We start from the raw sequence: 26,016 nt of genomic DNA on the forward strand, positions 1-26,016 counted from the left end.
AAGCGACCTTCGAGCCCGGCGCGGACGCCCTTCGTCCGGTCCGGCGGGTACGGCGGGGAGTCGCTCAGCGCTCCCCGCCCGGGACCCACAGCACGTCGCCGGTGTCCTTGTTCGCCGTGCGGGCCAGGATGAACAGGAGGTCCGAGAGCCGGTTGAGGTAGGTGGCGGTCAGCGGGTTCATCGCCTCGCCGTGGACCTCCAGGGCCGCCCAGGTCGAGCGCTCGGCCCTGCGCACGACCGTGCACGCCTGGTGCAGGAGCGCCGCCCCGGCGGTGCCGCCGGGCAGGATGAAGGAGCGGAGCTTCTCCAGGCGCTCGTTGAACAGGTCGCAGTCGGCCTCCAGCCTGTCGACGTAGAACTGCTCGACCCGCAGCGGCGGGAACTTCGGGTCCTCGACCACCGGCGTCGACAGATCCGCGCCCACGTCGAACAGGTCGTTCTGGACGCGGGTGAGGACCTGGACGACCTCGTCCTCCAGGCCGCCCAGGGCGATCGCCGTTCCGATCACCGCGTTCGCCTCGTTGGCGTCGGCGTACGCCGAGATCCGCAGATCGGTTTTGGCGACCCTGCTCATGTCGCCGAGGGCGGTGGTGCCCTGGTCGCCGGTCCTGGTGTAGATGCGCGTCAGATTGACCATGAGGCCAGCCTAGTTACGCTCCGGCCGTGCGGGACGCCCGTGTGCCCACCGTCACGGCGAGCGCGCCGCGGGCGAGGGGGCGCGGACGCCGCGAACGGCTCGCCCGCCGGGTGCGCGGACGCCCGAAGGGCGAGTCCGCCGCCGTCGCCGTCCTGCGCGAACCGCGCGAGGAGGCGGAGGCGGTCTCGCCCCGGCTCGGTCTGGCGGCGGGTGTCGCCCGGGGATCCCCTGCCGGGCCTCGTCGCCGGCCGGATCGACCGGGTGCACCGGACCGTCACGACGGTCATCGGCCGCGAGACGGGGGCGGGCCGCGCCCCGGACGAGGTGTCGCGCGAGATCCTCCTGCTCCTCGACGACGTGGAGGAGCTCCTGAGCCCGGAGGTTCCCGGCTGCGCCGTACGGGCCTACGGATGATCCGGGGCCCGGTGACGCTCCCGGACCGGACGTGACGGGTGTCTCACGCCCTGAGACCGTGACACGCGTTACTTACGGGTTTCCCGTCCCCTTCCGAACGCTACTCTCCGCCGAAGAGGCATACACAAGCAGCGTGTTAAGGGAGTACGAGTGGCTGGGAAGCTCGCCGTCATCGGAGCCGGACTCATGGGGTCCGGCATCGCCCAGGTCTCCGCGCAGGCGGGCTGGGACGTCGTCCTGCGCGATGTCACCGACGAGGCGCTGAACCGCGGCCTCGACGGCATCAGGGCCTCGTACGACAAGTTCGTGAGCAAGGGCAAGCTGGAAGCCGCCGACGCGGACGCCGCGCTCGCGCGGATCACGGCGACCACCGACCTGGACGCGGCCGCCGACGCCGACATCGTCGTCGAGGCGGTCTTCGAGAAGCTCGAGGTCAAGCACGAGATCTTCCAGGCCCTGGACAAGATCGTCCGCCCTGACACCGTGCTCGCCTCCAACACCTCCGCGATCCCGATCACCAAGATCGCGGCGGCCACGGAGCGCCCGGAGCGGGTCGTGGGCGTGCACTTCTTCTCGCCGGTGCCGATGATGCAGCTCGTCGAGCTGGTCCGCGGCTACAAGACCAGCGACGAAACGCTCGCCGCCGCGCGCGAGTTCAGCGAGTCCGTCGGCAAGACCTGCATCGTCGTCAACCGCGACGTCGCCGGCTTCGTGACCACCCGCCTCATCTCGGCCCTCGTCGTCGAGGCGACGAAGCTGTACGAGTCGGGCGTGGCCACCGCCGAGGACATCGACCTCGCCTGCCGGCTGGGCTTCGGCCACGCCATGGGCCCCCTGGCCACCGCGGACCTCACGGGCGTCGACATCCTGCTGCACGCCACCGGCAACATCTACACCGAGACCCAGGACGAGAAGTTCGCCCCGCCGGAGCTGATGCGCCGGATGGTTGACGCCGGTGACATCGGGCGCAAGAGCGGGCAGGGCTTCTACAAGCACTGAACGATCATGCGGCGACCGGGACACCGGTCGCCGCATGTGCCGCGGAAGCCGTGCACGCCTCTCGGATGTCACTCCATGAGGTGAATTCGGTATCGGTTCGCTTACAGACGGCAACCTCCACGGCCCTCAGGCAGTCAGACCATGCACAACATGCAAACGCGAAGACGCGGAAACAGACACACGCGGAGTTACGAGACGCATTCCCGGGGAGCGCATATGTACATCAGGGGCGACCACGCCGAGCTGGTCGTCGGGGGCCGCCTCGACGTACGCAGCGCGGCGGACGCCCGTACGGTCCTGCACTCGGCCGTCGACGACGGTGCCGGCGACCTGGTGCTGGATCTGTCCGAGCTGGATTCATGGGACGCCACCGGGCTCGGTGTCATCATGGGGGCCCACCGACGCGCCGGGCGGTGCGGCCGACGGCTCGTGCTGCGCGGCGTACCGCCGCAGATGCAGCGCCTGCTGGTGGCCACCCGACTGCACCGGATCCTGGCGATCGAGGGCGGCATCGGGGTCGAGTCCCTGCCCCGGGTGTGACCTGAGCGCACGCCCCGGTCACTCCTCCGCGTGCGCGACGGCGTACGCGCCCCGGCCGTCGCACCGGGCGCACCGCGTGCACAATCCTCACGAAGCTGTGATGCTTCGGGCGGCGCGGTACCCCGCCTGTTCATAGATACTGTGCGAAGGTTTAGGGTTCGGCTGCCCGCCGACCGAAACCCTACGAGCGGGCACCGGACCAGAAGCGACGAAGCGGTGTGCAGCCAGGCCGGGAGGGCATCGGCACACGACGCTTTTGGGGGGCTTGGAACATGGACCCGATCAACCGGGGAGCCGAAGAGCACGGCCATGACGACGACGGTCAGGTGACTCGCCCGCGCCCGCCGCGCGACCCGCTCGCAGCCGACCTCGGCCAGCACAAACCCGTGCCCGTCCGCACGGTCAGACTCGTCACGGGTGAATTCGCGCTCACGGTCAACCCCGTCGACGGCAGCGAGATAGAGAACTGCCCGCCGCACGAGCGGCCGTCGACCCCGGCCAGGCGCGGCGCCGAGAAGCGCGCCGAACTGGCCCGCGCGGCCCAGCCGCCCGTTCCGCCCGGCCCGGCACAGCCCCGGCTGCCGCTCCTCGAACGCCACGAGGAGCGCGAGCAGGTCGTGCGCCTCCTCGCGCGCGGCCGCTCGGTACGGCTCACCGGCCCCTCGGGATCGGGCCGCACCGTCCTGCTGGACGCCGTCTCCGAGGACTGCGCGGACCTCGCCCCCGACGGCGTCGTCCGCCTGTCCGGCCTCGGGCGCACCGCGAGCGACGTGCTGCACGACCTCTTCGCCGCCGTCTACGAAGCCCCCCTGTACCGCCCGGACCACGAGGAACTGCACCGGCTCGTGCGCGAGATCGGGGCGGTCGTCATCCTCGACGACGCGGAGATCGGCGGCAGCGCCCTCGACGTGCTGCTCGACGCCACCCCCGAGTGCGCCTTCGTGATCGCCGTCACCCCCGACGTCCCGGCCCCGTCCGCCCAGGCCCAGCTCGACGAGGTCCTCCTCGGCGGCCTCGACCGCAGCGGCGGCCTCGAACTGCTGGAGCGCGCCGTCGGACGCGTCCTGAGCGAGGACGAGTCGAACTGGGCGGGCGACCTGTGGTTCGAGTCCGAGGGACTGCCGCTGCGCTTCATACAGGCCGGAGCGCTGCTGCGGCAGCGCGACCGGACGCAGGCCAGCGAAGAGGCCTTCGACGACTACGGCGTCTTCCAGGAAGCCCCGGCCGACGCGGCCTTCGAGACCGGCGACGGCACCGACGTACCGCTGCCCTCGCTCGCCGAGGGCGCCGCGCCCGCCGCGCTGCTCGCCTCCCGGCTCAGCGAGTCGGCGCGCGCCACCCTGCGCTTCGCCGTCGCGCTCGGCGGCGAGGTGCCCCACCAGGCCCATCTGCCCGCGCTCGTGGGCGACACCCACGCGGATGCCGCGCTCGCCGAACTCGCGGCCTCCGCGCTGGTCTCCCCGGTCGGCTCCCGCTACCGGCTCGCCGCCGGGGTGCAGGCCCAGCTGGAGGCCTCCGGGTACGCGGACACCCTCCAGGAGAGCGCGCTGGCCGCGGCCCGGCACTACACCTGGTGGGCCGGGCACCCCTCGGTCACCCCGGAGCGGGTCTGCGCCGAGGCCGACGCGCTGCTCGCCGCCCTGGACGTGCTCGTCCCGGTCACCACCGTCCCGCAGGGCGAGGACGAGGAGAGCGTCTCCGTCCAGCTCGCCCGCGCGGCCGCGCCCGCCTTCGCGGCGGGGCTGCACTGGAGCGCCTGGGAGCGCGTCCTGCGGTTCGGCGTCGAGGCCTCCGAGCTGGCCGACGACCTCGGTGAACAGGCCTACTTCCACCACGAGTTGGGTGTACTCGCGCTCTGCGGCCACCAGCTCGACCGGTCCCGCGCCGAGCTGGAGGCCTCCGTCGCCATGCGCGGCGAACTCGCCGACAAGCGAGGCACCACCGCCGGCCGCCGCGCCCTCGCGCTGGTCACCGACCGCTCCGGAACCCTTCAGCTGACCGGCGGGCGCACCCCGGCGGGCGAAGAGGTGCCCGAAGCGCGTCACGAGGAGTCGGTGTCGCCTCCCGGCGGTGTACCGGCCGCCTTCCCCCGCACCGGCCCGTCGGGCGACACCCTCGCGGTGCTCGCCCACCCGGGCGGCCCCGGCGTTCCCGCGGCCGGGCCGCGGAGCGTCGCGGGGCGACTGGTCGCCGGCACCCGGCGCAATCTGGTGGCCGCGGGCGCGGGCGCGCTCCTCGTCGCCGTGCTCGGGACCGTGGTGACCCTCGGAGCGACCTCGGAGCACGACAACGAGACGCCGTCCGAGAAGGTCGGCGTCAACCCGTCGGCCACGCAGGACAGTCAGGAGGACAGCCTGGGCGCGGACACGCCGAAGAAGGGCGACGACTCCTCTTCCGGCGCGGCGGCCACCCCCACCGACCCGACCCCCACCGCCACGGCGAGCCGGCAGCCGTCCGGCGAACCGAGCGGGACGCGCACCGGCACGAGCAGGCCCTCGAAGCCGTCGTCCGCGCCGACGTCGAAGTCGCCCACGCACAGGCCCTCCCCGTCCCCGTCGAAGTCGTCGAGCGCCTCGCCGTCGGCGTCCTCCACGAAGTCGTCGAGCCCCTCGCCGTCCACGTCGCCGTCGGCCAGTACGTCGACGACCCCGGCCACCACCGACTCCGCGAGCGGCCCCGTGCCGAGCAGCGCGCCGGCGCAGACGTCGGCGGGCGGCGGGCCGACGGGAACCGGCTTCGCCACGACGTCGCAGGGCGGCACGGTGATCTGACCGCGGGGTCCGGACGTACCGGACCTTCCGGGCAAAGGAGAGGGCCGGGTCCGATGACGGACCCGGCCCTCTGCCGTATACGAACCCGGGGGGCTCAGAACAGCCGCAGCTTGTCGTCCTCGATGCCGCGCAGGGCGTCGTAGTCCAGGACCGCGCACCCGATGCCGCGGTCGGTGGCGAGGACGCGGGCCTGCGGCTTGATCTCCTGGGCGGCGAAGATGCCGCGGACCGGCGCGAGATGCGGGTCGCGGTTCAACAGCTCCAGATAGCGCGTGAGTTGCTCCACGCCGTCGATCTCTCCGCGGCGCTTGATCTCCACGGCGACGGTCTGCCCCTCGGCGTCCCGGCACAGGATGTCGACCGGGCCGATGGCCGTCATGTACTCGCGGCGGATGAGCGAGTAGCCCTCGCCGAGGGTCTCGATGCGGTCGGCGAGCAGCTCCTGGAGGTGCGCTTCCACGCCGTCCTTGATCAGGCCGGGGTCCACGCCGAGTTCGTGCGAGGAGTCGTGGAGGATCTCCTCCATCGTGATGATGAGCTTCTCGCCCGCCTTGTTGATGACGGTCCAGGTGCCTTCGTCGTCGCCGGACCCCTCCTTCAGTGTGCAGGGCGGCGACATCCAGTTGAGGGGCTTGTAGGCCCGGTCGTCCGCGTGGATCGAGACGCTGCCGTCCGCCTTCACGAGGATCAGGCGGGGGGCCGACGGGAGATGGGCGGTGAGCCGGCCCGCGTAGTCCACGGAACAGCGGGCAATGACGAGACGCATGGTCGGCAACGCTACTCGACCGGCGGCGGTGCACGCGATTCCCGTGCCCGTCCCGGACCCGCCTCCCGTGCCCGGCCCCGACGAGGAACTCATGGTTCGCCCCATTTGTTCCCCCGGCTTCCGTCGCCCGGTCCGGCCGGCGTTCTCGCGGGTCACCCCATTGATCCTGAAGATTCCCTGTTCCTCCGTGGCCGATTGTCGGCCTACCCGCGGTTCGCTATGTGCCCATTCTCCTGGTGCCGTTACCTGCCGATGCTTACCGTATGAACGGGAGGTCGCGATACATGTACTCAGCGTGTTCGGTATCGCGGTCCCCGTCCCTGTCCGGCAACCCCCGAGGTGTGGGGGTGCGAGAGGAGTACCCATGTCGCTCGACGTCTCACCGGCCCTACTCCAACAGGCCGAGCGAGGCGAGGTCGATGAAGCGGAATTCGTCGACTGCGTCCGGACCTCCCTGCCCTACGCATGGGAGATGATCAGCTCCCTGGTGGCCCAGCTGAAGGTGGACGGCGGCAAGTTCGCCGACAACCAGACGCCCCCGCCGGACGAGCAGGCACGTGGCCAGCTGCTGCGTGCGCTCGCGAGTGACGCGATACGCGGCGCGCTGCAGCGGCACTTCGGAGTGCGGCTGGCCTTCCAGAACTGCCACCGGGTGGCGGTGTTCCCACTGGACGACTCGGTGGACGACACACTGGCACGCTTCACCTCGGTCCGCAGTCAGCTGCTCAACCAGTCCCCGGAGTTCAGGGACTGCTGACGCACTGATGCCGCATTGCTTGCCGCTCCGTACGCGGGAGGTGCATTGGTACTGGGGCGGCAAGCTCCCCGCGTGTCCGGCCCGTCGGGCCGGACTCCGTGCGGTCACCTGAGCTGGGGCAGTACCTCGGCCCCGAGCCGCCGTACGTTCTCCTCGGTCGCCGCCAGGTCGCCCGAACCCTCGACCAGCAGGGCGAACCGCGCGATGCCGGTCCGCTCCGAGGTCGCCGCGAGCCGGTCGGCGCACAGCCGCGGGGTGCCCACCGGGTGCAGTCCGCAGAGCAGTTCGGTGTACGCCACCGGGTCCCGCATCGAGCGGGCACGGCCGTCGACCGTCACATGGGCGTCCAGTCCCTGCCTCAGCCAGCCCGGCATCGCCTTGACGAGGGTCTCGACGGCGTCGGTCCGGCGGTCCGCGATCTGGCAGACGCCGGCGGAGACGTGGGAGGCCGTGAGGATCTCGTCCGACGGGTGGCCCGCCGCACGCGCGTGCCGCCTCCACAGCGCGACCATTTCGGCCTTCTCCTCGTCCCCGACGTGCATGCCGAGAAGCATCGGCAGCCCGCGTTCGGCGGCGAGCCGGACGCTCGCGGGCGAGGTGCACGCCACGACGACCTCGGGGCCCGGAGCGCCGCTCAGTGCCTCCGACGGGCGCGGTACGACGGGGACTTCACGGAACGGGAACCGCTCGGAGGTGCCGGCGACGGACGGCTCGCGCAGCCAGCGGAGCAGCAGATCGAGTGAATCCGGGAACCCGTGTTCGTACGCCGCGAGGCCCGCGCCGAAGACCTCCAGGTCGACCCAGGGGCCGCCGCGGCCGACTCCCAGCGAGAACCGCCCCCCGGACGTCAGGTGCAGCAGGGCGGCCTGCTCGCCGAGCGCCACGGGATGGACGGTGGGCAGCACGCTGACCGCCGTGCCGATCCGGATCCGGTCGGTGCGGCCGAGCAGATACGCGGCGAGTGTGACGGCCGACGGGCATGTCCCGTACGGCACGAAGTGGTGTTCGGCCAGCCAGACCGCGTCGAGCCCGGCCTCCTCGGCGACCTCGGCCGACCGCACCGCGCGGTGCAGGGCCTCTCCCTGGCCCTGTCCAGGGAACTGGGCGGCGAGTACAAAACTTCCAACGTGCATCGAACTTCCTGCTTCCTCGGCTCCGACACGGAGCTCCCCCACCCGGCATAACCGCCTGACACGTGCCGAAGACACGGCCTTGCGGGGAGATTTGCGGATTGTCTGGGAATTGGGCTGTCCGAAGACCGTCCGAGGACTGCCCGAGGACCGTCCGAGGGGGGATTTGAGCGGGTCGGCGGAGTACGCGTACCCGTGTGCGTCCCGCGTAGGCTGGTGTCGGCCCCTGCTCCCTGTATAGCTCCGTGAGGTGTCCCTTGTCCCCGCGTCGCAACCGTCCGAAGGACACCGGCTCGGCCGGCAGCAGCCCCGAGGAGGACTCGTCGGACCGTTACGGCGGCTGGCAGTCCACGGAGAGCTGGCAGGGCGACGAGTGGAGCGTGCGCCATGTGGCGGGCGCGAGCGCGCAGGGCAAGACCTACCGCTGCCCCGGCTGCGACCAGTTGATCCCCTCGGGGGTGCCGCACGTGGTGGCCTGGCCGGAGCACTCGGGCGTCGACGAGCGGCGGCACTGGCACAAGGCCTGCTGGAACGCGAAGGACCGCCGCACTTCGCGGGTGCAGCGGTCCCGTAACGCGCCCAGGTTCTAGGGTCTGTTGTCCGGTTCAGGTGGCGCCGGGGCGCGGTGCGCCGCCGGCCGGGCCGTCACACGTCCCGGCGCTCCAGGAGGACGAAGGCGCCGACGACCGCCGCCGCCGTCACCCCGGCGAGCAGACCGAGCTGCGCACCGCCGGTGCCGTTCTCCGAGTCGAGCCGGAAGACATGGGCGAGGGCGTTCGGGGCGTTGTACTCCTGCATCTTCTCGCCGATCGTGCGCATGCTCTCGGACATCATCAGGAACGCGGGCATGATCGCGGGCAGGAGCACGACACCGAGCATCGTGGTGATCGCGCCCGCCGAGTGACGCAGCATCGAGCCCACCGCGAGCGCGAGCACGCCGAGCAGGGAGACGTACAGCGCGCCCATCACGACGGTGCCGCCCCAGGCGATCTCGGAGGCTTCGCCGGAGGCGTCGCCGTGCATCCCCTCGGTGAACAGGCCGACGAGCCCGATCGCGAACGCCGAGACGCCGAACGCCACCGCGAAGAAGATGACCAGCTTGGCGGCGAGCACCCGGTGACGCTGCGGCGAGGCCGTGAACGTCGTACGGATCATGCCCGTGCCGTACTCGGAGGAGACCACCAGCACGCCCAGCGTGATCAGGCAGATCTGTCCGAGCATCAGGCCGAAGAACGCCGGGATCGTGTACGGCACGTCGCCGAAGTCCTCGTTCGTGGTCTGTACGGCGACCAGGAAGCCGATGCCGACCACCAGGAGCAGGAAGATCCCGAGCGTCCACATCGTGGAGCGCACCGACTTGATCTTCGTCCACTCGGAGTTGAGCGCGTGCCCGAGGTGGGTGCGGGTGACGGGGATCGGGGAGGTGTACGAACTGCCGGGCGCCGCCTGCCAGTCGGGGGCAGCGGCGGCCTGCTGCGGCATCGGGGGCTGGGGCGTGCTCATCGGGCGTCCTCGGGCTTGGTCAGGTCGGCGGCGGCGGGCGCGGTCGTGGGTGCGGACTCGGGCGCGGGCGCCGGAGCGGGCGCGGCGGCGGGCGGGCTCGCGGGGCCCTGGGCGTACGGGTTGACGTCCGTGGCGCCGGGGGCCGCCGGAGCGCCGTACGGGCCCGGAGCGCCCGTGCCGGGGGCCGCGGGGGCGCCGTAGGGCCCGGTCTGCGGCATGGCGAAGGGCTGCCCGCCCTGCTGGGGCGGCAGTGGCGCGTACCAGCCGGGCTGGCCCTGGCCCGCCACCGGCATCTGCGGCGGCGGCATGGCGCCCGGCGGCAGCTGCTGCTGGAGCCCGGCCTTCTGGTCGACGGTCGAGCGGTAGTCGACGGCGCCCTGCGTCATCCGCATGTACGCCTCCTCCAGCGAGGCCTGGTGCGGCGACAGCTCCCACAGGCGGACGTCGGCGGAGTGCGCGAGGTCGCTGATCCGGGGGAGCGGCAGTCCGGTGACGCGCAGCGCGCCGTCCTGCTCGGGCAGCACCTGGCCGCCGGCCTCGGTCAGCGCGGCGGTCAGCTTCTCGCGCTGCTGCGGCTCGGTGTCGGGGGTGCGCACCCGGGCGAAGTCGGCCGAGTTGTGGGAGATGAACTCCTTGATGCTCTGGTCGGCGAGGAGCTGGCCGCGGCCGATCACGATGAGGTGGTCGGCGGTCAGCGCCATCTCGCTCATGAGGTGCGAGGAGACGAAGACCGTACGGCCCTCCGCGGCGAGGGACTTCATCAGGTTGCGCACCCAGAGGATGCCCTCGGGGTCGAGGCCGTTGACCGGCTCGTCGAAGAGCAGCACCTGGGGGTCGCCGAGGAGCGCGGCGGCGATGCCGAGGCGCTGGCCCATACCGAGCGAGAAGCCCTTGGAGCGCTTTCGGGCCACGTCCTGGAGACCGACGACGCCGAGCACCTCGTCCACGCGGCGGGCCGGGATGCCCGAGAGCTGGGCCAGGCTCAGCAGGTGGTTGCGGGCGCTCCGGCCGCCGTGGACGGCCTTGGCGTCGAGGAGCGCGCCGACCTGGCGGGGCGCGTTCGGCAGCCTGCGGTAAGGGAAGCCGCCGATCGTCACCTGCCCGGAGGTCGGGTTGTCGAGGCCGAGGATCATGCGCATCGTCGTCGACTTGCCCGAGCCGTTGGGCCCGAGGAACCCGGTGACGGCACCCGGCCGGACCTGGAAGGAAAGGTTGTACACGGCTGTCTTGGCGCCGTAGCGCTTCGTCAGGCCGACTGCCTCGATCATTCTCCGCACCCATCGAAAGGTTCAGGACGTCGGGGCGCACGCCCCCGTAAGGGTTAGGAGGATATCCGGGCGCCGGCGGTTCCACTCAAGGGCAGGTAAAGTCCCGCCCATCGTCTGGTGAAAGATCCAGGAGAGGGCGAGATTTCGTACGGCCGTTCTGTCAGGTACTCGTCTTTCCTGGTGGGACGGGAAAAGAGAATGCGCGCCGGCCCGGCGGCGGGAAAATCTCAGACGCGCCCCGGCAGGGAATCGTCCAGCGGCGGAAGATCGTCGTACAGCCGCAGCTCGGCCGATTCGTCGAGGTAGGGCAGGAAGTCGGTCTGCGGCAGTACCCAGCCCTCCTCGCCGAAGATCAGCGTGCCCGCCTCGCGCAGCGACGGGTCGGCTCCCGCACGGCGCACCCAGGTCGCGGGGTCGGGCCCGAGCAGGCCGCGCAGGCGCTCGGAGCCGGCCAGCAGGGCCGCGAGCAGCTCGGACTGGTCACCCCCGCCCGCGCGGGGCCGTCCGGTCTCCGGCTCGGCGAGCACACCGTGCGCGCTGAAGTAGATGTACGCGCCGCCCAGCCGTTCCCCGGAGGGCATCGTCATCGTGAACGCGTCGCCGGGGAGTATCGCCCGCCGGTAGTCGGGGAACTCGGTGTCGTCGACGGCCTTGAGCTGCGTCGAGTCCAGCCAGGTCACCACGAGTGTCGTCTCGGCGCCACGGTCCACGTACGGCGTCCCGGCCACGTAACCCGCCGGACTGATGTGTCCCGAGCAGCCCACGCCGATTCCACGCACCCGCACCGGAACCATCGGCACCGCCGCCGGGATGCCCAGCCGGGTCAGCTTGTGGGAGACCTGCCCGGGAGAGGCGTTCGAACCGACGGCGATGACCGGGTGGCGCAGCCCGGTGCCCACCTGCCCCAGGTCGGCGAGGGCCTCGTCCAGCCGCTGCTGCGCCTGGCGCTCCTCCACGTACCACTCGCCGAGCCGCAGCGGCCGTACGTCGAGCTGGAGCAGCTCGCCGCCGGTCAGCAGGGACGGCTCGGTGGTGGGCCGGCCGGGATACGTCAGGGGCTTCTGCGCGGGCACGTCGCTCAGGCCCAGCGCCTCGAGGCTTCGGTCCTTCGTCGTCACGGTGACGCCCTCCGGGGGTGGTGTCGCGCGCGTGTGTGGCCACAGCCTTTCACGCGAGATGAACCTGGGCCTTCATCCGATGTGTACCCGTCGTGGGCCCCGGTCTCCCCGGATGGACGCGGTTGGCCTGAACCGGCACCGGGAATCATGTCGCCCCTATCGTATGGGTCGGGGCGAAATCGGTTGCGGGGGAAGCGAGTTGAGGCTCATGAGGCAGGGGCTGGGGCGAGTGGGACGATCGGGGCGGGGACCGGCGCATCCGCGCTATCGCATGTCCGTTCGCTGGTGGATCGCGGGACGCACCGTCCACGCGCTGCTGCTGATGACTCTGGGCGCGCTGGCCGCGCTCTCGGTCGTCGTGGCGGCGGCGTGGACGCTGACCGAGGACTCGCCGCGCTCGATGACGGAACGGTTCTCGGACGGGGAGCGGCTGCTCGACCTCAGCCTGGGGGTGCTGCGGGCCTGCGTCGGCACCGACAGCCTCGACCCCGAACCGGACAGCACCGCCCACCAGCTGCTCGCCACGCTCGCCTCCGTGACCGGAGCGCTGGTGCCGGCGGTGCTGCTCGGCATCGCCCTCATCAAGCTGTTCGCGCTGCGGCCCTTCGTCTGGCGGCGGCGGGCCAGCGTCTCGCACGCCTGGACCGCCGACTTCCCGGGCTACTCGCGGCGCCACGCGGACAGCGACGACGCCATCATCGCCGTCCGCTTCTACAACCGTTTCGACAACCTGTCGGTCGTGGACCTGCGGGCCCGCGCCCATCTGCGCTACCTGGAGGACTCCCCGCACGACGGCAGTCTCGTCATCTACAAGCAGTGGCTGAAGGTCCTGGACGCGCAGGGCGAGCCGGCCGACGAGCGGAGCTGGCTCGCGGTCGAACGAGGGGCCCCCTTCACGGTCTGGATACCGGTCGAGGCGCCGGTGGCCGAACTGCCGTTCCGCCGGATCCAGGGCAAGGACCTGTCCCGCTCGTCCGGGGTGAAGCTGCTCGTCCGGCTGACCGCACGGACCGTCGGACTCGGCACCGAGGTCGCCGACGAGCGCTGGTTCGACCTGGAGGCCGGGGACTTCGAACTCGGCCGTTTCGTGCCGCTCCAGCCGGACCTCGACAAGGACGTGTGGCAGTGGGAGGGGTGGTCCGACTTCGACGGACTGACCCACCCCGGCGCGGACGGTGACGAGCCGCCCGGACGTCCTACGCGTCCCGTCTCTTGAGCAGGACGTAGCCGCCGGCCAGGGCCACGGCCACCCACAGCACCATGATGCCGAGGCCGCCCCAGGGGCCGTAGGGGGTGTCGTCGACGGGGGTCACCACCCGCAGGATCCTGCTGCCGGCCTGGTCGGGGAGGTAGCGGCCGACCTTCTTGGTCGCGGAGACCGCGCCCAGGATGTTGGAGATCAGGAAGAAGAACGGCATCAGGATGCCGAGCGAGAGCATCGGAGAGCGCAGCATCGCCGCGACACCCATCGAGAAGACGGCGATGAGCGTCATGTAGAGCCCCCCGCCGATCACCGCGCGCAGCACCCCCGGATCACCGATCGACGTCCTGTGCGTGCCGAGCGCCGCCTGGCCCACGAAGAACGTGATGAAGCTGGTGATCATCCCGACGACCAGGGCGAGGCCGGCCGCCACCGCGACCTTGCTGAACAGGAAGGTGCCGCGCTGGGGGACCGCCGAGAGCGAGGTGCGGATCATGCCGGTGCTGTACTCGTTGCCGACGACGAGCACCCCGAACACGATCATCGCGAGCTGGCCGAGGGTCATGCCCGCGAAACTGATGAACGTCGGGTCGAAGGTGAGCCGGTCCTGCCGGCTCATGTTGTCGAACTCGTTCTTGGAGAGGAGCGAGATGAGCAGGCCCAGCGCGATCGTGACGACCGCCGCGAGGCTCAGCGTCCACACCGTGGACGACACGGAACGGATCTTGGTCCACTCGGACCTGAGGACCTGGGTCGCCGCCATCCCGCTCAGCCCTTCTTCCAGTCGCTGCCCCACTGCGGGCCAGGGCCAGGAGCGGGAGCGGGGGCGGGAGGCGTGCCCGGCGGGCTCGACGCGAGCTCCTGTCCCGGAGTGTCCGTGTGCGCGTGGTACTCGACCGACTCCGCGGTCAGCCGCATGAACGCCTCCTCCAGCGAAGCCTGCTGAGGGCTCAGCTCGTGCAGCACGAGCTGGTGCTGCGCGGCCAGTTCCCCGATGTGCTCCGGTTTCCCGTCGTCCACCTCCAGCGCCCCGCCGCCCGTCTGGAAGACGGTGATCCCCGCGCTCCTCAGCACGTCCAGCAGCCGCTCGCGCTGCGGGGAGCGGACACGGACGTAACTGCGCGAGTTCTGCCGGATGAAGTCCGCCATCGAGGTGTCGGCGAGCAGCCTGCCCTGGCCGATGACGACGAGGTGGTCGGCGGTCAGCGCCATCTCGCTCATGAGGTGGGAGGAGACGAAGACCGTACGGCCCTGGGACGCGAGGGATTTCATCAGGTTGCGGATCCAGTGGATGCCCTCGGGGTCGAGACCGTTGACCGGCTCGTCGAACATCAGGATCCGCGGGTCGCCCAGCAGCGCGCCCGCGATGCCGAGCCGCTGGCCCATGCCCAGCGAGAACCCCTTCGCCTTCTTCCGCGCGACCGCGGTGAGGCCGACGGTGTCGAGGACTTCGTGCACCCGCGCCCTCGGGATGCCGTTGCTCTGGGCGAGGCACAGCAGATGGTTGAAGGCGCTGCGGCCGCCGTGCATGGCCTGGGCGTCCAGCAGGGCGCCGATGTACTTCAGAGGGTCCTTGAGCCGGTCGTAGTGCTGTCCGTCGATCCGTACGTCGCCGGCCGTGGGACGGTCGAGCCCGAGCATCATCCGCATCGTCGTGGACTTCCCGGCGCCGTTGGGACCGAGGAAGCCGGTCACGATGCCCGGTCTGACGGTGAAGGTGAGGTTGTTGACCGCCACCTTCTCGCCGTACCGCTTCGTCAGCCCCTCGAGCTCGATCATGCGGCCACGCTAAGACGGCCCCCGGGGGCCTGCCACCCGACGACAAGGCCCGCGCCCTCGGCAGAGGGAGCGGGCCCTGGTGTCGTGCCGTGCGGTTACCGGGACTGCTGTGCCGGAACCCCGCGGGAGATCGGCTCGTCCTCCGCCGGGCCGGTGGCGGCGGCCACCGCGGCGCCCGTGAGCGTCGCGAGCATCTCGCGGACGTTCGTGAGCTGCGCGTTGATCGAGTCGCGGCGGTTGGTGAGGGCGGCCAGCTCGCGCTCGGATTCCGAACGGATCCGGTCGGCCTTGGCGTTGGCGTCGGCCACGATGTCCTCGGCCTGGCGCTGAGCCGTCTCCACCGTCTGGCGGGCGCGGCGCTCGGCGTCCGTGCGCAGCTTCTCGGCCTCCAGGCGGAGCTGCTCCGCGCGGTGCTCGATCTCCGCGAGGCGCTTCTCGGCCTTGGCCTGACGCGAGGCCAGGTCGCGCTCGGACTGCTCGCGGCGCTTGGCGAGGTTCGTCTCGAAATCGGCGGCGGCCTGGGCGGCCTTGGCGCGGGTCTCCTCGAAGAGGGCGTCCGCCTCCTCACGCTTGGACGCGGCGTCCTTCTGCGCGTCGGAGCGCAGCTGAGAGGCGTCGCTCTTGGCCTTCTCGACGATCCGGACGCCCTCGTCCTCCGCCTTGGACTTGCGGTCCGCGGCGAACGACTCGGCGTCGTTGCGCACCTGCTGAGCCGCCGACTCGGCGAGCTCGCGGTGCTGCTCGGACGCGCGACGGGCCTCCTCGCGCAGGTCCTTGGCCTCCTCCTCGGCGAGGCGGAGGATCTTCTCGACGCGTGCGCCGAGACCGGCGTACGACGGCTCGGCGTCGCTCACCTGCGCCTGGGCGTTCTGCGTTTCGAGATGGAGTTCCTCGATGCGCTTTTCAAGGGCGGTGATACGGGCCAGAGCGCTGTCACGGTCGGAGACGAGCTTCGAGATGCGTTCGTCCACCTGAGCGCGGTCGTATCCACGCCGCACAAGCTCGAAGCCGTAGGGGGAAGTGTCGCTCATGGGGTTCCTGTCGAATGAGACCGGTGAGGTGATAGGTGGAATCCTAGGGGGCAATGCGGTGTGTCATCGAGCGGATACGTGTTTGATCTGGAGAATGACACCCCTTTTGGGTGGCCGACCGCCGGAAGGCTTGCCAGAACCTGTGACAAACGTCCTACTAAGCACGTAATCCGCGCTTCCGTCCAGCTCTCCGGCGCCTGCCCCCCGACCGACCGTTGCCTGTCGGGGCCTAGCTCTCCGACGCCTTGCCACCCGACCGTGCCGCTCCCGCGGCCGCACCCGCCTTCACCCCACCGTCCTTGCCGGCCGTAGGAGCCTCGAAGGACTCCAACGCCTCCAGGACATCCTGGACACGGGAGATCTCCGTGTTGATGTCCTCACGCCGGCGGACCAGGACCTCCAGGTCGCGCTTGCCCTCCTCGACGGCGGCCTTCGCCTCCTGAATGGCCTCGGACCTGATCTTCTCCGCCTCGGTGACGAGCGAGGACTTCTTCTGCTCGGCCTCCTTGAGGAGCCCCTCGGCCTTGCGCACGGCGGCGATCCGGACCTTGCTCGCCTCGGAGTTCGCCTCCGCCACCAGGTCCTTGGCCTTCGCCTCGGCCTCGGCGAGCTGGTCCTCGGCGGCCTTGATGAGCGCGTCGCACCGGTCGCCCGCGTTCTTCATCGCCTCGGACGACTCGCGGCGCGCCCGCTCGTGCAGATCCTCGATCTCGGACGTGACGCGGTCGCGCAGCTCCTCGGCGCGTTCCCGGATCGCCGTGGCGTCCCGGCGCGCGCCGATCAGCAGCTCGTCCGCGTCCGCACGGGCCCGCTCCACGCGGGTGTTGCCCTCGACGGTCGCCTCCGAGACGAGCCGCTCGGCCTCGCCACGCGCCACACCGACCATCGTGTCGGCCTGCGACTCGGCGTCCGCCGTCATCTTCTGCGCGCTCTGCTGCGCCTCCGAGAGCAGCTTGTCCGCCTCGGACGCCGTCTCGGTGATGAGCGTGTCGACCTGCTCGGCCGCCTCGGAGCGCTTCTTGTTGGCCTCCTGGCGTGCCTCGTCCAGCAGGCGCTCGGACTCCTCGCGCGCCGCCGCCGTACGCCGCTCGCCCTCCTCGGTCGCCCGTACCTTGAAGCGCTCGGCCTCGGTGCGGATCCGCTCGGAGTGCTGCTGGGCGGAACCGACCGCCTCGGAGGCCTCGGCGCGCAGCCGTTCCGCGTCACCGGTCGCGTCCGAGATGAGCTTCTCTGCCTTGGCCACGGCCTCGGCGCGTACCCGCTCGGCCTCGGCCGCGGTCTCGGTCCCGAGCCGCTCGGCCTCCGCCGTCGCCTCGGTGATGAGCGTGTCCACCTGCGCGGCCGCGTCCGAACGGATCCGGTTCGCGTCCTCCCGGGCGTCCGCACGGGTGCGCGCGGCGTCCTGGTCGGCGTTCGCGATGGCGTCCGACACCTCGGTGCGCACCCGCTGGGCGTGGTCGGAGGCGTCCGAACGCATCCGCTCCGCCTCGGCGATCGCCTCCGCGACGGTGCGCTCCGCGAGCGCGCCCGCGGCCTCCCTCTCCTCGTTCGCCTCGCGCCGCAGCCGTGCCGCGTCCTCGGAGGCCCGCTCGCGCTCGGCGTACGCGTCGGCGCGGACCCGGTCCGCCTCCTCCTGCGCCTCGGTCCGCGTACGGTCCGCCGCGTGCTCGGCGGCCGAGCGGAGCCCGGTGATCTCCTCCTGGGCCTGCTCGTGCAGCCCCGCCACCGACTCCCGCACCTGCTGCGCGGTCTGCTCGGCGTTGGAGACCATCTCGGTCGCGCGCCGGTCGGCCTCCTCGACGAGACGTACGGCCTCGGCCTGCGCCTCCTCGACGCGCTTGCGCGCGGAAGCCAGCAGTTCCTCGCTCTGCTCGCGGGCCCGCTCGCGCTCCTGGTCGGCCTCCTGGCGCGCCGAACCGAGGGTCTCCTCGGCCTCGCGGCGGCGCCGGGCGGCCTCCTCCTGGGCGGCGGCCAGCGTCTCGGCACCCTCGGCGGCCAGGCGCTCGGCCGCGGCCTGTGCCTCGCCGCGCACCCGGTCGGCGCTGTCCTGTGCCTCCGACTTGAGCCGCTCGGCCTCCGCCGCGGCGTCCGAACGCAGCCGTACGGCGATGGACTCGCCCTCGGCACGGGACGCCGACGCGTCCGCCGCCGCCTCGTCGCGCAGCCGGTCGGCCTCCGTCTCGGCCTGGGCCTGGAGCGTACGGATCCGCTCGGCGGACTCCGAACGCAGCCGGTCGATCTCCTCGGAGGCCTCGCGGCGGATCCGCTCGGCCTCCGCGCGCGCGTCGGTCAGCGCCTGCTCGGCGGCGGCCAGACGCTCCTCGGTCTCCGTGTGCAGCCGGGTCAGCCCCTCGGCGGCCTCGGCCTGGCGTGCCTCTATGGCCCGCTCGGTCTCCTCGCGCTGCCGCTCGGCGGCCCGCTCCGCGTCGGCCGCGATCGTCTCGGCCTGCTCGACGGCGTCCGCGCGGTTCCGCTCGGCCTCCGCGCGGGTGCGCTCCAGCGTCTCCTCGGCCTGCCGGCGCAGCGTCGTGGCGCGCTCGATGGCCTCGGTGCGGACCTTCTCGCTGTCCGCCGTGGCGGCCTGGCGCAGCTCGTCCGCGTCCGCCTTCGCCTTGGCGAGCACCTCCTCGGCGGTCCGCGCGCCCTCCTCGATCTGCTGGACGGCCTCGCGCCGGGCCTCGGCGCGGATGCGCTCACCCTCGGCGACCGCGTCCGAACGCAGCTGCTCCGCGTCCCCGCGCAGCCGCCGCGCCTCCTCCTGGAGCTCGACCGTCTTGGCGCGGTACTCCTTGGTGTCGTCCTTCGCCGTGCCCTTGAGCTGCTCGGCGATGTCGTGCGCCTCGGCGCGCAGCCGGTCGGCCTCGGTCTCCGCCTCGGTGCGGATCCGCTCGGCCTCCTCGGACGCCGCCTTCGTGGTCCGCTTGGCCTCCTCGGACGCCTTGTTCAGCACGTCCTCGGCGGTCCGGGCCGCCTTGGCGAGCTGGGAGGCGGTCTCCTCGGCGGTGAGGCTGCGCGCGCTCTCCTCGGCCTCCGCGACGATCGTCTCGGCCTTGCTGCGGGCGTCCGCGACGATCTGCTCGGCCTCGGACTTGGTGGTCTCGGCCTCCTGGCTGGCCTCGCTGACCAGCCGGGCGACCTGCTCCTTCGCCGTCCGGGTGCGCTGTTCGTTGACCGACTCGGCGCTCGCGATCGTCTTCGCGGCGGCTTCCTTGGCCTCGTTCAGGACCTTGTCCGCCTCGGCCTGCGCCTCGCGCAGCGCCGTCTCGGCGGCGCTCATCCGCTGCTCGGCGGCCCGGCTCAGCTCGGTGGCCTGGCGGCGGGCGTTGTCCGACTCGTTCGCCGTGGAGCTGCGCAGCTGCTCGGCGTGGTCGGTGGCCTCCTGGGCCTGCGTCGAGGCGGCGTTCAGCAGCCGCTCGGCGTCCGTGCGGGCACGGCGCAGCAGCGCCTCGGCCTCCGCGCGGGCCGCCTCGGCGTCGGTGGTGAGCCGCTGGCGCGCCTCGGCGGCGACCCGCTCGGCCTCGGCGCGGGCCGCGGCGAGCGCCTGCTCGGCCTCGGCACGCGACTCGTCCAGCAGACGGCGGGCCTGGGACTCGGAGCGGGCGCGGAGCTGTTCCGCCCACGCCACGTTCTCGTTGACGTGCGACTCGACGGTCTGGCGGCGTTCCGCCAGCTCCTGGTCGAGCTGCTGACGCCGGGTGACGGCCTCCTGGTGCAGCTCCGCCTGGAGCCGGGCCGAGTGCTCGGCGTGCTCCTGGAGGAGACGCTGGGTCTGCGCCCGTGCCTGGCTGATCTCCCGCTCGGCGTCGACGCGCAGCTGGTCGGCCTGCATCTGGGCATTGCGGAGCATCTGCTCGGCCTGATAGCCGATGTCGGCCCCGTCGTAGGCAGGACGGGTCGCCAGACTGCGGCGCGCCTCGTGCAGCTTGGCGCGCAGCACCTCGACCTGATAGCCGCGGTCCTCGGCGTGCTGGACGGCCTTCTCCCGCTCGGTCTTCAGCCGTTCCATCTCGGCCTCGAACCGAGAGAGGTGGTCGACGTCAGCCGCCGGCTCTCGCTCCTGGCGTTCGTAGCCCCGCACTGCGCGGTCCCATCCGTCCCCTGGTCGCAAGTAATTCCGAACGAGCACCGTTCTTCCGCCGAACGGGGCCCCCGGGGAATGGTGTCAGATCAACGGCTGAGCACGGGCTGCTGCCCCGACGCTCGCCCCCCGAAACCTGGACCCCGGCCCTTGGTCCCGCTCGCCGGAAGGCGCCAGGACCACGGCCGTCCCCCGTGAAAGGCGACGGCCGACCCCAACCCTACCGGCCCAGATATACGGAGGTCAGTGCTCAGGTGACTCAACCGCCGCCGAAGTGACCAGTTCTGTCAGTACTCCGTGGCAATCCTTGGGGTGCAGGAACGTGATCCGGGACCCCATGGACCCGGTCCGGGGCTCGTCGTAGAGCACCCGGACGCCCTTGGAGCGGATGTCGGCGGCGTCACCGTCGACGTCCGCGGTGCCGAAGGCGATGTGGTGCACGCCCTCGCCGTTCTTGGCCAGCCACTTGCCCACGGCGGAGTCCTCGCGGGTGGGTTCCAGCAGCTGGAGGTAGGAGGCGCCGCCGTCGGACGTCTCGTTGATCTTGAGCATGGCCTCGCGGACGCCCTGCTCCTCATTGATCTCGGAGTGGAAGACTTCGAAGCCGTACGTCGCACGGTAGAACTCGACAGTGGCGTCGAGGTCGAAACAGGCGATCCCGATGTGGTCGATTCGCGTCAGCATGGAGTCAGTGCAGCGCTCCTGGCGTGGTTACGCAACGTGCGCGCGATCACACTGCGGGCCGGATGACGGGTGGCCTACCGCTCAGTACATTCTCAGTAAACCCTCGTTCACTCCTCGGCTGTGCAAGCCGGTAAGGGGATCGCACCTCATGTCTGGAACGAACAGCAACACCTCGGTGATCGTCGCGGGCGCCCGAACGCCCATGGGACGGCTGCTGGGCTCGCTGAAGTCCTTCTCCGGGGCCGACCTCGGTGGCTTCGCGATCAAGGCCGCCCTCGACCGTGCGGGCATCGGCGGCGACCAGGTGCAGTACGTGATCATGGGCCAGGTGCTCCAGGCCGGGGCAGGGCAGATCCCGGCACGCCAGGCCGCCGTCAAGGCGGGCATCCCCATGAACGTCCCGGCGCTCACCATCAACAAGGTGTGCCTCTCCGGCCTCGACGCCATCGCCCTGGCGGACCAGCTGATCCGCGCCGGCGAGTTCGACATCGTGGTCGCCGGCGGCCAGGAGTCCATGACGAACGCCCCGCACCTGCTCCCGAAGTCCCGCGAGGGCTACAAGTACGGTGCCATCGAGATGCTCGACGCCATGGCCCACGACGGTCTGACGGACGCCTTCGAGAACATCGCCATGGGCGAGTCGACGGAGAAGCACAACACCCGTCTCGGGATCCAGCGTCCGGTGCAGGACGAGATCGCCGCCCTCTCGCACCAGCGCGCGGCCACCGCCCAGAAGAACGGTATCTTCGAGGCGGAGATCACACCGATCGAGATCCCGCAGCGCAAGGGCGAGCCCGTCGTCTTCAGCAAGGACGAGGGCATCCGCGCCGAGACGACCGCCGAGTCGCTCGGCAAGCTGCGTCCCGCCTTCGCCAAGGACGGCACCATCACCGCCGGCAGCGCCTCCCAGATCTCGGACGGCGCGGCCGCCGTGGTCGTGATGAGCAAGGCCAAGGCGCTGGAGCTCGGTCTGGACTGGATCGCGGAGATCGGCGCCCACGGCAACGTGGCGGGCCCGGACAACTCCCTCCAGTCGCAGCCCTCGAACGCGATCCTGCACGCCCTGAAGAAGGAGGGCCTGGAGGTCGAGGACCTCGACCTGATCGAGATCAACGAGGCCTTCGCGGCCGTCGCGGTCCAGTCAATGAAGGACCTCGGCGTGTCCACGGAAAAGGTGAACGTCAACGGCGGCGCCATCGCCCTCGGCCACCCGATCGGCATGTCCGGCGCCCGTCTCGTGCTGCACCTGGCCCTCGAACTGAAGCGGCGCGGCGGCGGTGTGGGCGCGGCCGCCCTGTGCGGCGGCGGCGGTCAGGGCGACGCCCTGATCGTGCGGGTGGCCAAGGCCTGACCCTCGTTCGAACGACCGACCCCTCGTGAACGGAGCTGTGATGCAGGACGTCTCCTCGCTGGTGACCCAGGCCAGGGAAGGACGGCCGCGGGCGGTGGCCCGGCTGATCTCCCTCGTGGAGGGAGCGGCACCGCAGCTCCGTGAGGTCATGGCCGCGCTGGCCCCGCTCACCGGCAACGCGTACGTGGTGGGGCTCACCGGCTCGCCCGGCGTCGGCAAGTCGACGTCGACGTCGGCGCTGGTGACGGCCTACCGCCGGCAGGGCAAGCGGGTCGGCGTACTGGCCGTCGACCCGTCCTCGCCGTTCTCCGGCGGCGCGCTGCTCGGCGACCGCGTCCGGATGTCCGACCACGCCTCGGACCCGGGCGTCTACATCCGCTCGATGGCGACGCGCGGCCACCTGGGCGGACTGGCCTGGTCGGCCCCCCAGGCCATCCGTGTCCTGGACGCGGCGGGCTGCGACGTGATCCTGGTGGAGACGGTGGGCGTCGGCCAGTCGGAGGTGGAGATCGCCTCCCAGGCCGACACCTCCGTCGTCCTCCTCGCCCCCGGCATGGGCGACGGCATCCAGGCCGCCAAGGCGGGAATCCTGGAGATCGGCGACGTGTACGTCGTCAACAAGGCCGACCGCGACGGCGCCGACGCCACCGCCCGCGAGCTCAACCACATGCTCAGCCTCGGCGAGTCCCGGGGCCCGGGGGACTGGCGCCCGCCGATCGTCAAGACCGTGGCCGCGCGCGCCGAGGGCATCGACGAGGTCGTCGAGGCCCTGGAGAAGCACCGGGCGTGGATGGAGGAGCGCGGCGTCCTGGCCGAGCGCCGGCTCGCCCGGGCGTCCCAGGAGGTCGAGACGATCGCCGTCACCGCGCTGCGCCGGCGGATCGGCGACCTCCACGGCGACCGCCGTCTCAGCGCCCTCGCCGAGCGCATCGTCGCGGGCGAACTGGACCCCTACGAAGCCGCCGACACCCTGATCCAGGGCCTGACGGAGAGCTGAACCGGCCCGGCCCGCGCGAGACCGGGCACACGCTCCGAGCCGACCCGCACCCTCCCGTGCCGGGCCGGCTCGACGCGCCCCGGCACAATGCGGCGCGCACCCGCGCGGCACGGTGCGCCGACCCTCGCGGGAGCGGCACGGCACGGTGCGCCCGGACCCTCGCGGGAACCGTCCGGAGACGACGCCACGCCGCACCGCCCACCGGGGCGGAGCACTCGTGATCCGTCCCGGGGTGCGATGACACGGGCGGGTGCGCTCGCGGAGCGAGCGCCCGGACAGGCGCCGGCTTCGCGCCGGTGCCCCGTGGGGCGCCTCGGAGCACCGGCGCCACGCACGGGCGCGGCGCCAGGCACGGGCGCGGCGCCAGGCACGGGTGTGCAGGCGGGACGAGCTCCGGAGGCCGCGCCCGTCGTCGTGGCGCCGGGCGTGGGTCACCACCGTGCGGACGGGGTGGCCCGGGTGCTCGCCGCGCTGTCGCCGGGCAGCGCGCTCGGCGGCCTGCCGAACGGCACGGTCGACCGGCGTACGGCCCCGGCGTACGGCTGCCGCTGTCGGCCGGCGTGCTGGGCCTCACGCTGCTCGCCGCAGGGCTAGCCCCTGGCCTCGGGGCGCTGACCGCGACCGTCGCCCGCGCCGGTTTCCTCGTCGCCCCGGCCCTGACGGCGCCTTGTCCGACGGCCGGCGCGGCCGCCCCGCCCGGCTTCCGCCCCCAGGTCGGCGTCTGGGTCGACACCGCGGTGAACGCCGGGAGTTCAGGGGACGCTGCCGGTGCGGGCGCCTGATTGCGCTCCGGGTGCCGCTGGGGCTGTGCTTCGCGGTCTCGGGGGCGGCGGCGATGGCGGCGGCCCCTGGTCTGTGCGCGGAACGCACGGACCCCGCGTCCGGACGCGGACGCGGGGCACTGTGCGGGCGGGGTCGCGCGCCCCGCCGAGGCGGACGGCGCGCGACTGCCCGCCCGAGTCCTACGGCTTGCCGCGCTGTCCCAGCAGGTGTTCGGCGATCGGGCGCAGGGACTTGTGCAGGTCCTCGAGCGCCTCGGGTGACAGCAGGTCGATGAAGTGCCGCCGCACGGACGCCACATGATGAGGCGAGACCTTCTGCATCGTCTCCATGCCGTGCTGGGTGAGGACCGCGTACAGCCCTCGCCGGTCGGACTCGCAGTTCTCCCGGCGCACCAGATCCGCGTTCTCCATGCGCGTGATCTGGTGCGAGAGCCGGCTCTTGGACTGGAGGGTGGCGGACGCCAGATCGCTCATCCGCATGCGCACGCCCTCCGACTCGGAGAGGTTCACCAGGATCTCGTAGTCGTTCATGGTCAGCCCGAACGGCTGAAGGTCCCTCTCAAGCTGGTACGTCAACAGCCTGTTGACCTCCAGGTGGGTGCGCCAGGCGCACTGCTCCGCATCGGTCAGCCAGCGCGTGGCCGTCTCGGTCTCCATAAATGAAGTCTACCTAAAATGTTGAAATGCGAACTAGTGAGGGGTTGTGTGACCGTGCGCACGTGTTCGACGCGCGTTCGACGTCACACTCCGCAGACTACCGCTCACAGCCCGAAGCGACGCTGGAGGTCTCCCAGCTGTCCGGGAAGGCGCGGTGCGCCGGCTTGCCCCCCGTGCTGACCGGGCACCCCTCCCGCTCCGGGCACCCCAGCCTGCTGCGGGACCGCCCCCGTGGCCTGCTCGGCCATCAGGATCTCGGTGGACTGGAGCAGCACCGTGCCCGCCCCCACGAACTCGAACTGGTGCTCCTCGCCGGAGGCCCCTCCGAGGCCCGTCATCGCACGTAGACCGCCCATCACGCCCGTCATGTACGCATGGTCGTAGTGGTGGCAGGGGGAGGGGCAGTCCGCCCATCCGACGAGGGCCTGCGGGTCCACCCGGATCGGGGGTTCCATGAACACCACCGGACCGTTGGACGCGGCCACGAACTTGCCGGTTCCGATCAGTGTCAGAAAGCCCGGCACGATCGACTGCTTGAGCGCGAGACTTGGCTGAAAAGCGAGCAAGTTGCCGGAGCGAATGGTCAGGTTGCCGTCGTCGAGGTCGTACGAATTCACGTCGAAGGCCCGGTCGGCGAGCAGCATCTTGCCCGAGCCCTGCGCCACGACCCAGTCGCTCGCGTGCAGTGGCGAATGGAACGACGTACGGACAAGTCGGTCAAGCCGGCCGTGCCCGATGCCGTTGAACTCCATCGATCCGTAGTAGGCGATCATCTTGCCCTTCTGCAGGAACCACTGGCTCCCCTTGAGCTCCACGCAGAAGGTGTAGTTGTTGACGTTGTCGTCGACCGGCAGCGACATCGGATCGTGGATCACCGGACCGCCGGGGGTTCCGTACCCGCTCACAGCTTCTCCTCCGAGGCCTGGACGTACACCGAACCGCTGCCGCTCAGCTCCAGCTGGAACGCCTCGCCCGAACCGCGTCCCACCATGTCGCGCCAGCCCAGCGCCGTGGACAGCTTGTTGCGCACGTCGCCGTGGTGCGCCACGTACGCCTGCGGGTCGACGTGCACCGCGCGCTGCGGGGTGATCGGGACCTCGAAGACACCGCCGTGCGCCATGACGGCCACCGCCCCGTGGCCCTTGAGCGTGGTCGTGAAGAGCCCCTGACCCGTCACCTGGCCCCGCACCATGCCCATGACGCCGCCCTGCGAGCCCAGGAACATCGTGCCCTGCTGGAGCGTCCCGTCGAAGGCCAGCAGCCGGTCCGCCTCGACGTACAGCGTGTCCCCCGTGAGGCCGATCACCTGGACATGGTGGCCGCCGTGCCCGAAGAGGACCGTGCCCGAACCCTCCACGGTCATGAGGGGAGTCGCCTCGTTGGCCAGGCGGCGGCCGATCATGGACATCACCCCGCCCTGCCCGCCCTGGATGTTGGGGGTGAACGACACCTCGCCCTTGTAGGCGAGCATCGCGCCACGCTGACTGAACAGCCGCTGCCCCGGCACCACCGTCGCCTCGACGACCTTCGAGTTCACCTCGCGGAACGCCATC

Annotated in this window: 23 protein-coding genes and 1 pseudogene; 10 read left to right on the forward strand and 14 right to left on the reverse strand. The window is 71.6% G+C overall.

What is annotated here, in order from left to right:
- Window positions 1–64: 64 nt before the first annotated feature.
- A complete protein-coding gene (locus ACFYW9_RS02120) occupies window positions 65–637 on the reverse strand; it encodes a cob(I)yrinic acid a,c-diamide adenosyltransferase (protein ID WP_103550959.1) in 573 nt (190 codons plus the stop codon).
- Between the two features lie 74 nt (window positions 638–711).
- Between ACFYW9_RS02120 and ACFYW9_RS02125 the strand changes: the two are divergent.
- The 4 genes and pseudogenes from ACFYW9_RS02125 to ACFYW9_RS02140 form a co-directional block, all read left to right on the forward strand.
- A pseudogene (locus ACFYW9_RS02125) lies at window positions 712–1,051 on the forward strand (TetR/AcrR family transcriptional regulator); the annotation flags it as partial.
- 150 nt (window positions 1,052–1,201) lie between these two features.
- Complete coding sequence (locus ACFYW9_RS02130) at window positions 1,202–2,050, forward strand: 3-hydroxyacyl-CoA dehydrogenase family protein (RefSeq protein ID WP_326785474.1); 849 nt, start codon at window positions 1,202–1,204, stop codon at window positions 2,048–2,050.
- Between the two features lie 216 nt (window positions 2,051–2,266).
- On the forward strand, window positions 2,267–2,590 hold the full coding sequence (locus ACFYW9_RS02135; protein ID WP_261707178.1) for an STAS domain-containing protein: 324 nt from the start codon (window positions 2,267–2,269) through the stop codon (window positions 2,588–2,590).
- Window positions 2,591–2,862: 272 nt separating this feature from the next.
- Complete coding sequence (locus ACFYW9_RS02140) at window positions 2,863–5,361, forward strand: ATP-binding protein (protein ID WP_389143412.1); 2,499 nt, start codon at window positions 2,863–2,865, stop codon at window positions 5,359–5,361.
- A gap of 94 nt (window positions 5,362–5,455) precedes the next feature.
- Here the strand turns inward: ACFYW9_RS02140 and nucS are convergent, their stop codons facing one another.
- Window positions 5,456–6,127: an endonuclease NucS gene (nucS, locus tag ACFYW9_RS02145; protein WP_328448097.1), complete on the reverse strand. Its 672-nt coding sequence runs from the start codon at window positions 6,125–6,127 to the stop codon at window positions 5,456–5,458.
- A gap of 364 nt (window positions 6,128–6,491) precedes the next feature.
- Here nucS and ACFYW9_RS02150 point away from each other — a divergent pair, with 364 nt between their 5' ends.
- Window positions 6,492–6,884, forward strand: a complete 393-nt coding sequence (locus tag ACFYW9_RS02150; RefSeq protein WP_037624912.1) for an SCO5389 family protein — start codon at window positions 6,492–6,494, stop codon at window positions 6,882–6,884.
- Between the two features lie 104 nt (window positions 6,885–6,988).
- On the opposite strand, the gene ACFYW9_RS02155 is transcribed toward ACFYW9_RS02150, so the two are convergent.
- The gene (locus tag ACFYW9_RS02155) at window positions 6,989–8,017 is read right to left on the reverse strand and encodes an LLM class flavin-dependent oxidoreductase (protein ID WP_389143417.1); all 1,029 of its coding nucleotides are present in this window, start codon (window positions 8,015–8,017) and stop codon (window positions 6,989–6,991) included.
- A 254-nt stretch (window positions 8,018–8,271) separates the two neighbouring features.
- Here ACFYW9_RS02155 and ACFYW9_RS02160 point away from each other — a divergent pair, with 254 nt between their 5' ends.
- Complete coding sequence (locus ACFYW9_RS02160) at window positions 8,272–8,604, forward strand: ATP/GTP-binding protein (protein ID WP_389143420.1); 333 nt, start codon at window positions 8,272–8,274, stop codon at window positions 8,602–8,604.
- Window positions 8,605–8,659: 55 nt separating this feature from the next.
- Here the strand turns inward: ACFYW9_RS02160 and ACFYW9_RS02165 are convergent, their stop codons facing one another.
- The 3 genes from ACFYW9_RS02165 to ACFYW9_RS02175 all read right to left on the reverse strand — a co-directional run bounded on the left by ACFYW9_RS02165 (window position 8,660) and on the right by ACFYW9_RS02175 (window position 11,903).
- Window positions 8,660–9,517, reverse strand: coding sequence for an ABC transporter permease (locus tag ACFYW9_RS02165; RefSeq protein WP_389143423.1), 858 nt, complete (start codon window positions 9,515–9,517; stop codon window positions 8,660–8,662).
- Window positions 9,514–10,785 carry an ATP-binding cassette domain-containing protein gene (locus ACFYW9_RS02170; RefSeq protein ID WP_389143426.1) on the reverse strand — a complete coding sequence of 424 codons (1,272 nt, stop codon included), beginning with the start codon at window positions 10,783–10,785 and terminating at the stop codon, window positions 9,514–9,516. The genes ACFYW9_RS02165 and ACFYW9_RS02170 overlap by 4 nt, the downstream gene beginning before the upstream one ends.
- Window positions 10,786–11,012: 227 nt before the next feature.
- Entirely contained in the window at window positions 11,013–11,903 is an 891-nt protein-coding gene (locus tag ACFYW9_RS02175; RefSeq protein WP_389143429.1) for a hypothetical protein, read from the reverse strand.
- 271 nt (window positions 11,904–12,174) lie between these two features.
- Between ACFYW9_RS02175 and ACFYW9_RS02180 the strand changes: the two genes are divergently transcribed.
- Window positions 12,175–13,119, forward strand: a complete 945-nt coding sequence (locus ACFYW9_RS02180; RefSeq protein WP_389143432.1) for a hypothetical protein — start codon at window positions 12,175–12,177, stop codon at window positions 13,117–13,119.
- Here the strand turns inward: ACFYW9_RS02180 and ACFYW9_RS02185 are convergent.
- From ACFYW9_RS02185 to mce, 5 genes are all read right to left on the reverse strand, one after another.
- Entirely contained in the window at window positions 13,100–13,867 is a 768-nt protein-coding gene (locus ACFYW9_RS02185; RefSeq protein ID WP_389143435.1) for an ABC transporter permease, read from the reverse strand. The two genes, ACFYW9_RS02180 and ACFYW9_RS02185, sit on opposite strands and share 20 nt — an antisense overlap.
- A gap of 5 nt (window positions 13,868–13,872) precedes the next feature.
- Window positions 13,873–14,883 carry an ABC transporter ATP-binding protein gene (locus ACFYW9_RS02190; RefSeq protein WP_389143438.1) on the reverse strand — a complete coding sequence of 337 codons (1,011 nt, stop codon included), beginning with the start codon at window positions 14,881–14,883 and terminating at the stop codon, window positions 13,873–13,875.
- Between the two features lie 95 nt (window positions 14,884–14,978).
- The gene (locus ACFYW9_RS02195) at window positions 14,979–15,914 is read right to left on the reverse strand and encodes a cellulose-binding protein (protein ID WP_328671456.1); all 936 of its coding nucleotides are present in this window, start codon (window positions 15,912–15,914) and stop codon (window positions 14,979–14,981) included.
- A 229-nt stretch (window positions 15,915–16,143) separates the two neighbouring features.
- A complete protein-coding gene (scy, locus tag ACFYW9_RS02200) occupies window positions 16,144–19,992 on the reverse strand; it encodes a polarized growth protein Scy (protein WP_389143442.1) in 3,849 nt (1,282 codons plus the stop codon).
- Window positions 19,993–20,235: 243 nt separating this feature from the next.
- The gene (gene mce, locus ACFYW9_RS02205; RefSeq protein ID WP_351859524.1) at window positions 20,236–20,676 is read right to left on the reverse strand and encodes a methylmalonyl-CoA epimerase; all 441 of its coding nucleotides are present in this window, start codon (window positions 20,674–20,676) and stop codon (window positions 20,236–20,238) included.
- 148 nt (window positions 20,677–20,824) lie between these two features.
- On the opposite strand from mce, the gene ACFYW9_RS02210 reads away from it, so the two are divergent.
- From ACFYW9_RS02210 to ACFYW9_RS02220, 3 genes are all read left to right on the forward strand, one after another.
- Window positions 20,825–22,027, forward strand: coding sequence for an acetyl-CoA C-acetyltransferase (locus ACFYW9_RS02210; RefSeq protein WP_351859526.1), 1,203 nt, complete (start codon window positions 20,825–20,827; stop codon window positions 22,025–22,027).
- A gap of 40 nt (window positions 22,028–22,067) precedes the next feature.
- Window positions 22,068–23,024 (forward strand): methylmalonyl Co-A mutase-associated GTPase MeaB, encoded by a 957-nt coding sequence (gene meaB / locus ACFYW9_RS02215; RefSeq protein ID WP_328448070.1) that lies wholly within the window; start codon window positions 22,068–22,070, stop codon window positions 23,022–23,024.
- Window positions 23,025–23,399: 375 nt separating this feature from the next.
- Window positions 23,400–23,618 carry a hypothetical protein gene (locus tag ACFYW9_RS02220; protein ID WP_389143448.1) on the forward strand — a complete coding sequence of 73 codons (219 nt, stop codon included), beginning with the start codon at window positions 23,400–23,402 and terminating at the stop codon, window positions 23,616–23,618.
- Between the two features lie 368 nt (window positions 23,619–23,986).
- Here ACFYW9_RS02220 and ACFYW9_RS02225 read toward each other — a convergent pair whose 3' ends face one another.
- From ACFYW9_RS02225 to ACFYW9_RS02235, 3 genes are all read right to left on the reverse strand, one after another.
- On the reverse strand, window positions 23,987–24,463 hold the full coding sequence (locus tag ACFYW9_RS02225) for a MarR family transcriptional regulator (RefSeq protein WP_326785460.1): 477 nt from the start codon (window positions 24,461–24,463) through the stop codon (window positions 23,987–23,989).
- 104 nt (window positions 24,464–24,567) lie between these two features.
- Window positions 24,568–25,368, reverse strand: a complete 801-nt coding sequence (locus ACFYW9_RS02230) for an AIM24 family protein (protein WP_326785459.1) — start codon at window positions 25,366–25,368, stop codon at window positions 24,568–24,570.
- Window positions 25,365–26,015, reverse strand: coding sequence for an AIM24 family protein (locus ACFYW9_RS02235; RefSeq protein ID WP_389143453.1), 651 nt, complete (start codon window positions 26,013–26,015; stop codon window positions 25,365–25,367). Before ACFYW9_RS02235 ends, ACFYW9_RS02230 begins: the two co-directional genes overlap by 4 nt.
- Window position 26,016: the final 1 nt, after the last annotated feature.

Origin of the sequence: Streptomyces sp. NPDC002698, from assembly GCF_042888945.1 — a bacterium.
GTDB lineage: Bacteria > Actinomycetota > Actinomycetes > Streptomycetales > Streptomycetaceae > Streptomyces.